The sequence below is a fragment of the Sutterella sp. genome, assembly GCF_052272535.1.
Lineage (GTDB): Bacteria > Pseudomonadota > Gammaproteobacteria > Burkholderiales > Burkholderiaceae_F > Sutterella.
This window is the reverse complement of record NZ_DAVZJY010000090.1, coordinates 1-8940: the sequence shown is the minus strand read 5'-3', so window position 1 is coordinate 8940 and position 8940 is coordinate 1. Positions and strand designations below refer to the sequence as shown.

7 protein-coding genes are annotated in these 8940 nt (G+C 65.1%); 6 read left to right on the top strand and 1 reads right to left on the bottom strand.

Features of this window, described 5'->3' with window-relative positions:
* Nucleotides 1-107: 107 nt before the first annotated feature.
* Nucleotides 108-1028, bottom strand: a complete 921-nt coding sequence (gene cysK / locus ACT6Y9_RS06020; RefSeq protein ID WP_443743857.1) for a cysteine synthase A — start codon at nt 1026-1028, stop codon at nt 108-110.
* Between the two features lie 225 nt (nt 1029-1253).
* On the opposite strand from cysK, the gene ACT6Y9_RS06015 reads away from it, so the two are divergent.
* The 6 genes from ACT6Y9_RS06015 (at nt 1254) to hydF (ending at nt 8823) form a co-directional block, all read left to right on the top strand.
* On the top strand, nt 1254-3083 hold the full coding sequence (locus ACT6Y9_RS06015; RefSeq protein WP_295477139.1) for an AMP-dependent synthetase/ligase: 1830 nt from the start codon (nt 1254-1256) through the stop codon (nt 3081-3083).
* 144 nt (nt 3084-3227) lie between these two features.
* Complete coding sequence (locus ACT6Y9_RS06010; protein ID WP_443743856.1) at nt 3228-4544, top strand: coproporphyrinogen III oxidase family protein; 1317 nt, start codon at nt 3228-3230, stop codon at nt 4542-4544.
* Between the two features lie 500 nt (nt 4545-5044).
* Entirely contained in the window at nt 5045-6394 is a 1350-nt protein-coding gene (locus ACT6Y9_RS06005) for a [Fe-Fe] hydrogenase large subunit C-terminal domain-containing protein (RefSeq protein ID WP_295477135.1), read from the top strand.
* A gap of 24 nt (nt 6395-6418) precedes the next feature.
* Nucleotides 6419-6772: an iron hydrogenase small subunit gene (locus ACT6Y9_RS06000; protein ID WP_295477133.1), complete on the top strand. Its 354-nt coding sequence runs from the start codon at nt 6419-6421 to the stop codon at nt 6770-6772.
* Nucleotides 6765-7454 carry a cytochrome b/b6 domain-containing protein gene (locus tag ACT6Y9_RS05995; RefSeq protein ID WP_295477130.1) on the top strand — a complete coding sequence of 230 codons (690 nt, stop codon included), beginning with the start codon at nt 6765-6767 and terminating at the stop codon, nt 7452-7454. Before ACT6Y9_RS06000 ends, ACT6Y9_RS05995 begins: the two co-directional genes overlap by 8 nt.
* A gap of 136 nt (nt 7455-7590) precedes the next feature.
* Entirely contained in the window at nt 7591-8823 is a 1233-nt protein-coding gene (gene hydF, locus ACT6Y9_RS05990) for a [FeFe] hydrogenase H-cluster maturation GTPase HydF (protein ID WP_443743855.1), read from the top strand.
* Nucleotides 8824-8940: the final 117 nt, after the last annotated feature.

Genomic DNA, 8940 nt, shown 5'->3' with positions numbered 1-8940 from the left:
GCAAGATGCGCGGCTCACATCCCCACAAACGCAAGGCGGGCGGACGACATGGAATCGTCCGCCCGCCTTGCGTTGTGGGTTCAGCGTCCGCCGGGGCGCGGAGCCGCTCAGGCCTCCTTCACGAAGCCCTTGACGGAGAGGTAGCGCTCACCCGTGTCGAAGTTGAGCGCGAGAATGCGCGCGTTCTTCGGGAGCTTGGGCAGCAGACCGGCGACGGCGGCGAGCACGGCGCCCGTCGAGATGCCGACGAGCAGACCTTCCTTGCGGGCCGCGAGCTGCGCGTAGTTGAAGGCGTCGTCATCGGCGATGTCGAGGAATTCGTCGATCGCGGCGCGATCGAGGTTCTTCGGCACGAAGTTCGCGCCGATGCCCTGAATGCGGTGCGGACCGGCCTTGCCTTCCGTGAGCAGCGGGCTCGACTTCGGCTCGACCGCATAGGTCTTCACGGTGGGCCAGGCCTTCTTGAGAACGTGCGAGATGCCCGAGACGTTGCCGCCCGTGCCGAAGGCGGAGACGAAGACGTCGAGGCCTTCGGGGAAGTCGGCAACGATTTCCGGGCCCGTGCGCAGCTCGTGCGCCTTGGGGTTGCTCGGATTCTCAAACTGACCGGCGACCCAGGCGCCCGGAATCTCCTTCTGGAGTTCAAGCGCGCGGTCCACGGCGCCCTTCATGCCGAGGGGCCCCGGGGTGAGCACGAGCTCGGCGCCGTAGGCCTGGGCGAGGAGACGGCGCTCGACGCTCATCGACTCGGGCATCACGAGGATCATGCGGTAGCCGAGAACGGCGCTCACCATCGCGAGGCCGACGCCGGTGTTGCCCGACGTGGGTTCGATGATCGTGCCGCCCGCCTTGAGGTCGCCGCGCGCCTGCGCGTCGAGCACCATCTGCAGCGCAATGCGGTCCTTCACCGACCCGCCCGGATTGGCGCGTTCAAGCTTGAGCCAGACTTCATTGTTGGGAAAAAGACGGGACAGACGGACGACCGGAGTGTTGCCGACCAGCTCGAGCACGGAAGCGTACTTGCTCATGAATAATTCTCCTGATGCGCCGGCGTCCGCGGCTGCGGAACGGAGCGGCTGTTTCTCCAACCGAAATCAATCATATCACTTTTCGGAATGGTGGTAGGATAATCACTGAATTTTGACCGTACTTTCCGCGCGCCCCGTGAAGTAGCTTTAGTTTTCGCCTTGGCGGCGGAGAGGCCCGCGTGCGGCGCTCCGCTCCCGCAGTAAGAAGAGGAGCAGAAGAAAAGAATGGGCCGATCTAGTGAACTCGACGGGCTGACCACCCTACCCGAACTGCTCGTCCACAGCATCCGCAAGTGGGGAGACCACGAAGCGCTGCGCCAGTTTGACCGCGCCTCCTCAAAGTGGGAGAGCTGGAGCTACGCCGAGCTCGGACGCCACGTCGAACAGTGGCGCCGCGCCTACTGCGCCCTCGGCCTCAAGCCGGGCGACCGCGTGGCGATCCTGATGCCCAACGGCCGCGACCACGTCTGCGCCGACCAGGCCGCGCTCGCCAACGGCCTCGTTCCCGTACCGCTGCACGCGATCGACACCCCGGGTGCGAGCGCCTTCATCACGATCGACAGCCAGGCCTGCACGCTCGTCACGAACAAGCTTTCGCGCTGGCAGCAGATCCGCGCCACGGGCGTGCGCATGCCCGACCTGCACCACGTGCTCATCACGGACCCCGGTGAGACCGAAGACCGCGAAGAGGGGCTCTTCCGCGTCCACGCGCTCGAATCCTTCCTCGCCGCAGGCTCGTCCTGGACGGGCGACCTCCCCGCGGGGCCGCTCGAGGACGATCTCGCCGGCATCGTCTACACCTCCGGCACGACCGGCCGCCCGAAGGGCGTGATGCTCACGCACCGCAACGTCGTGAGCAACGTCAAGGCGACCCTCGAGGACGTCTCGCCGCGCGAAGGCGACACGTTCCTCTCGTTCCTGCCGCTCTCGCACACCTTCGAGCGCACCGCGGGCTACTACCTCGCGCTCGCCACGGGCTGCGTGATCGCCTACAACCGCTCGATCCTGCTGCTCGCCGAAGACCTGAAGGTCATCCGCCCGACGGTCGTGATTTCGGTGCCGCGCGTCTACGAGCGCATCTACGCGCGCGTGCAGGACAAGCTGCGCAAGTCCAAGCCCATCGCCCGCAAGCTCTTCGACTGGGCGGTCGAGGTGGGCTGGCGCGACTTCTGCCGCCGCAACAAGATGCCCCTTGAGCAGAGTCCGCGCTCCTGGCTCGACGGCATCATCCGCGTCACGCTCGTGCGCCGCATGGCCGACATGCTGCTCTCGCAGTTCGGCGGTCGCCTGCGCATCGCCATCTCGGGCGGCGCCGCGCTCAACCACAAGGTCGCCCGCGCCTTCTGCGGCCTCGGCCTGCCGATCATCCAGGGCTACGGCATGACCGAAGCGAGCCCGATCATCGCGGGCAACAGCGTCGAGTTCAACCAACCCGACACGGTGGGCCGCCCCTTCTGCAACGTCGAGGTGCGCCTCGCCGAGGGCGACGAGATCCAGATCCGAGGACCCTCGATCATGAAGGGCTACTGGCACCGTCCCGAGGACACCGCCGCCGCCTTCACGAAGGACGGATGGCTCCACACGGGCGACGTGGGCGAATTCAACGCCGAAGGCATGCTCAAGATCAAGGGCCGCATCAAGGAAATCATCGTCACCTCGACGGGCGAGAAGATCCCGCCGGCGGACCTCGAGTCGGCGATCGAGACCGATCCGCTCTTCGACCAGTGCTACGTCGTGGGCGAGAACCGTCCGTACCTCACGCTCATCACGGTGGTCAATCCCGACGAATGGGCGCGCTTCGCCGAATCGCTCGGCCTCGATCCGAAGGACCCCGAGAGCCTCAACGCGCCCGCCGCGCGCACCGCGGCGCTCAAACGCGCCAAGGCGGCCGCGTCGGACTTCCCGAACTACGCCCTGCCGCGTTCCGCGCTCCTCACGAACGAGCCCTGGACGATCGAGAGCGGCCTCATCACGCCCACGCTCAAGCTCAAGCGCGGGCCGCTCTCGAAGAAGTTCGAGGACGAGATCACCAAGCTCTACGCCACGCACGGCTGACCTCCCCGCCGCCCTCCGAAGAAGCGCCTCCCGCCCGATGCGGCCGGAGGCGTTTTTCTTGCAGAATGCCCCTTCCGAAGGGTGTTCCGGCGGGGGCGTTGCACTTAGAATCGGCCTTCTCAGATCATTCCCTTCACAACTTCAATGCCGAACGCTCAACACTACGTCCCGCAGCCGCGCAAGCTCCTGCCCGACTGGTCGATCAAATTCACCGACCGCGTGATGAACTACTACACCACGCGGTACCTGCACTGCGACCCGGTGATTCTGAAGAATCCCCCCGCGCCGCAGGACGGCCACAAGTACCTCCTCTACGCACACGTGCCCTTCTGCCACACGCTGTGCACCTACTGCACCTTCCACCGCTTCCTCTTCAAGGAGTGGAAGGCGCGCGAGTACTTCAAGAACCTCCGGCGCGAGATGGAGTACGTCAAGGCGCTCGGCTACGACTTCCAGGCGATGTACGTGGGCGGCGGCACGACGACGATCCTCGAGGACGAGCTGATCAAGACGCTCGAGCACGCCAAGAAGCTCTTCCCCTCGATCAAGGAGATCTCCTGCGAGACGGACCCGCAGGTGATCATGACGCCGCAGTTCCGCAACCTGCAGGGCCTCGTGGACCGCATGTCGATCGGCGTGCAGAGCTTCAACGACGACATCCTCAAGCTCTCGGACCGCTATGAGAAGTTCGGCTCCGGCGAGCAGATCTTCGAGCGTCTGCAGTACGCGCAGGAGCTCTTCCCCACCTGCAACGTGGACATGATGTTCGGCTTCCGCGGACAGTCGCTCGACGTGATCCACGACGACATGGAGAAGATCGCCAAGCTCAATCCGCGCCAGACGACCACCTACCCGCTGATGGTGACCTCGCAGACGCGCTCGAGCGTGCGCGCGACGATCGCCGCCGAAGGCGAGGAGCTCGCCGACCAGTACCGCTGCATCCTCGACACGCTCGGAAGCCGCTACCGCCAGCTCACGAGCTGGACGTTCGGCCGCACGAACGACGAGGGGTTCGACGAGTACGTCGTGGACTACGACGAGTACCTCGGCGTGGGCTCGGGAGCCTTCAGCTTCCTCAACGACAGCCTCTACGTGAACACCTTCAGCCTGCGCCGCTACGCCGAGCGCATCGCCGCTGGCAACACGGGCGTCGAGCGCCGCCGCCAGTTCGACAAGCACGCCATCATGCAGTATCGCCTGATGCTCGGCCTCTTCTCGCACCGCCTCTCGCGCAAGTACTTCCGCGAGGTGCACAGCGTCAACGTCGACCGTTACCTGATGAAGGAGATGCTCGGCCTCAGGCTCGTGGGCGCCATCACCGACGATCCCTCCGACCCCGACAAGATCGTGGTCACCGACGCGGGCAAGTTCCTCGGCCTCGTGATGATGAAGGCCTTCTACGCGGGCATGGACCACGTGCGCGCGGAGCTGCGCGCGCCCCTGAAGGAAGCGGACATGTAGTCCCGGCGGCAGTCGCGACTCCACCCTTTGAAGGAGAGGCGTCCCGTTGGGGCGCCCCTCCTTTTCTTCGTGCATGACGCGGCAAAATACCCGACTGTTTTTCTCGGGAATTCACCCAATTAGGAATGTTTCGCAATAGGCTCGGGACGCATTTGATCTGCATTAAACGACTGTCAGAAACATTTGAAAACAGTACGTTCTACGTAGGTTAATTTATCCCGCAAGAGGTACTTTCAATCCTGACTTTGGAAGATTCTCCACGATAGAATGCAGGCGTTCGCCGGGCCTCCCTTTTACCCTAAATAATGGACTTACCCGGCTCAAAATAAAACCACCTCCGAGTGTTTTGACGACCCTGGCAGCTGCAGGGCCCATCACCCCCGGCCGGAAGCGGCTGTCCGTCACGCATCGGAGAAGCAACGAGAAGAAGAATCGCGCGATCGGCGGGTCCTCAAGGGTCCCCCGAGGCCGCGCCTTTTCCCTCTCCGGAGAAAGCATCCATGACGACCACGGTTCGTACGTTCCTGCCGGGCGCAAACGCCTACGGCCAGAACGACCCCGCCTTCCACGGCAATCTGCGCAAGGGTGAACTGCGCGGCATCATCCACATCAACAAGGATCACTGCGTCGGGTGTGACACCTGCCGCAAGTTCTGCCCGACCGACGCCATCAAGGGCGGTCTCGGCGCCAAGCACTCGATCGTTGAAGACGCGTGTCTCTCCTGCGGCCAGTGCCTCGTCGCCTGCCCGTTCAACGCGATCGAGCAGATGAGCTTCGTCGACCAGGTCGAGCGCGTGCTCGACGCCAAGGACAAGATCGTCGTCGCCCAGCCCTCGCCGGCCGTGCGCGTGTCGATCTGCGAGGAGTTCGGCGGCGCCCCCGGCGAACTCTCGACCGAGCAGCTCGTCAACGCCCTCGAAGCCGCCGGCTTCGTGACGTACGACTGCAACTCGACGGCCGACCAGACGATCATTGAGGAAGGCACGGAGTTCGTGAAGAAGGTCCAGTACTGGATCCTCGGCGAACGTGGTCCGGAAGTGGACGAACAGGGCAAGCACCCGTTCCCGCACTTCACCTCCTGCTGCCCGGGCTGGGTGAAGTACGCCGAAACGTACGCCGCCGATATGCTCCCGCACCTCTCCACGGCCAAGTCCCCGCTGCAGATGGGCGGCACCCTCGCCAAGACCTGGGCCGCCAAGTACATCCTCAAGTGCGATCCGCGCAAGGTGTACTTCGTCTCCTGCACGCCCTGCACGGCGAAGATTTTCGAGGCCTCCCGCCCCGAGATGAACTCCGCCTGGCGCTGGCTCGTCGCAAACAAGGAGATCCCGGCCGACACCCCGTCCTTCCAGGACATCGACGCGTCCCTCACGGCGCGCGACCTCGCCGAGCTCTTCCGCCGCAAGGGCATCAATCCGCTCACCATGCCCAAGACCCGCGAGCGCGCTCCGCTTGAGGTCTACACGGGCGCGGGCACGATCTTCGGCTGCTCGGGCGGCGTGATGGAGGCGGCGCTGCGCACGGCCTACTTCGCGCTTTCGGGCAAGGAGCTCGAAAAGGGCGACATCGAAGTCGTCCGCGGCCACAACAACGCCATCGTCGAAGCGACGATCCCGGTGCCCGTCAAGGCGCTCGGCGGCAAGATCTTTGAAGTCCGCGTCTGCGTCGTCAACGGCGCCAACCAGGGCCTCAAGGAAGTCCTCAACCGCGTTCGCGTCGACAAGAACCGCTACCACTTCATCGAAGTGATGAACTGCCCGGGCGGCTGCGTCAACGGCGGCGGCCAGCCGGTCCAGTCGACCGGCACGGCCTGGCTCAAGCCCACCACCCCGCTCCCCCTGCGCGTCTAATTCCTGACTGAGGTTCGAGAAGAAATGCTCTCTGAAAACTATTCCTACGCAGAACGCCCCGCCGCCCTGATCCTCGGCCGCCGCGGCTTTCTGAAGGTGAGCGGCCTGTGCGTCGGCGCCGCCGTCGTCTGCGGCTGGGCCATCGGCGACATGGTCGCGCGCCGCAACTCCATCATCCTCGCCCGTCAGGCCGGCCTCTACAAGGACGACAAGCTCTGCCAGGCGATGGGCCTCACGGCCTCCCACCAGAACAAGGTGGTCATGTCCGTCTACAAGGACATGAAGGCCAAGCCCGTGGATCACACGATGCACGAACTGCTCCATACGCACTACTACTCCCGCTCCATGCTCGCCATGACGGAGGCTGCTCATGTCTAATATCTCCGCCGCCGCCCCCAACGACCGCATCCTGCGCTTCCATGCGCCGGACAAGGTCTTCCACTCCGTGAACGCGATCACCTGGTTCGCGCTGCTCTTCACGGGCGTGTACGTCTACTTCTGCAACCCCTCCGACGAGGCTGCCGAAGCGACGATGCTCGCCCACCTGATCCTCGGCGCCGTGTTCACGTTCAATCTGCTCGGCTTCATCGTCATCGCTCCGGACCGCTTCGCGCTCATCATGCGCGCCTGCCTGGAGTGGGACCGCAACACGCTGCGCTGGTTCCTCAACTTCGGCAACTATCCCCGCCGCTTCTTCGGCATCCCCCTCGGGCCGGAGACCGTTCCGCCGCAGGGCCGCTACAACGGCGGCCAGAAGGCCTCGTATCTGCTCTTCATGGGCATGATCGCCGCCCTCATCGTGACGGGCTGGCTCCTCTGGATCGGCGCGCCGGTCACCGGCAAGCTCGTCTACTTCCTGACGTTCTACTTCCACGTCTGGGGCTCGATCATCATCTCGATCCTCGTCGTGTGCGCCCACATCCCGCTCGCGCTGCTCTCGATGTCCCACTTCAAGGGCATCTGGCGCCTCGGCCCGGGCACCATCTCGGTGGAAGCCGCTGAACACCACGCGCCCGTCTGGTTCGAGCGCGACGTGATCCGCACGAACATCGAGAAGTAATCCCCCGCGGAGGATTGCTCCAAGTCAAGAAGGCCGGATGCACGCATCCGGCCTTTTTTCTAAAGTGCGTCGCCGGAACAATCCAAAAAACACGCACGCCAAGATCCGCCCGGCGACGTTTGGAGGAAACCCAACCATGCTCGACACGCCCAAGGGACTCAGAATCCACATCGGCCTCTTCGGCCGGCGCAACGCCGGCAAGAGCTCGCTCGCCAACGCGCTCACCAACCAACACATCTCGATCGTCTCGGACGTTCCGGGCACCACCACCGATCCGGTGGAGAAGGCCTGCGAGCTCGCGCCGATCGGCCCGGTGGTCTTCATCGACACGGCGGGCGTGGACGACGTGGGCGAACTCGGCGCCGCGCGCGTCGAGCGCTCCAAGACCGTGCTCGAATGGGTGGACGTCGCGCTCATCATCGCCTCCGCCGCAGGGCTCGAAGCCGACGACCGCGACCTCGTCGCGACGGCCCGCCGCCTCGGCACGGCCGCCGTGCTCGTGCTCAACAAGGCGGGCGTCACGCCGCCCTCGGAGGCCGTGCTCGCCGAAGTGAAAGCCCTCGGGATCCCTGTCGTCGTCACCGACGCGCGCGATCGCACCGGCATCGACGCGCTGCGCGAAGCGATCATCCGGCTCGTCGAGGACGACACCGAGCCCGACCGGCCGCTCGCGGGCGACCTCGCGCACGCCGACGACACGGCGGTGCTCGTCACGCCGATCGACTCGGGCGCCCCGAAGGGACGCCTCATCCTGCCACAGGTGCAGGCGATCCGCGAACTCCTCGACGCGCACGCCAAGGTCGTCGTCGTGCAGCAGGACCGCGTCGCCGAGGCGATCGCGGAGCTGAAGCGCCCGCCCGCCTTCGTGATGACGGACTCGCAGGCGATCGACGACGTCGTGCGCCAGACACCCGAATCGATTCCGCTCACCACGTTCTCGCTGCAGATGGCCTACGCCAAGAGCGACCTCATCGCGCTCGCCGAGGGCACCGCGGCCCTCGCTCGGCTCAAGGACGGCGACCGCGTGCTCATCTGCGAGACGTGCAGCCACCACCCGCAGAAGGACGACATCGGCCGGCTCAAGATCCCGCGCTGGTTGCGTGAGAAGACCGGCCGAAAGCTCGAGATCGAAGTGGCGGTCGGCAAGGACTTCCCCGACGACCTCAGGCCTTACGCCGTGCTCATTCAGTGCGGCGGTTGCGTGGTGACGCGCCGCCACATGCTCATGCGGTTGCGCCGCGCCAAGGCGCAGGACGTGCCAATGACGAACTACGGCCTCGCCATCTGTTATCTGCGCGGACACCTCGAGCGCGTGCTCTCCTGCCACCCCGAGGCGCTCGCCGCCTACCGCGCGGCGCTCGCGAAGTAACCCTCAGCAGGCCGCTCAAAAGAAGAAAGCCCGGATCACTCCGGGCTTTCTCGTCTTCAGGAACCCAAACTCCGGGATGACAGATCCCGAAAAGGCTTGACTACAGTCAAACTAGTT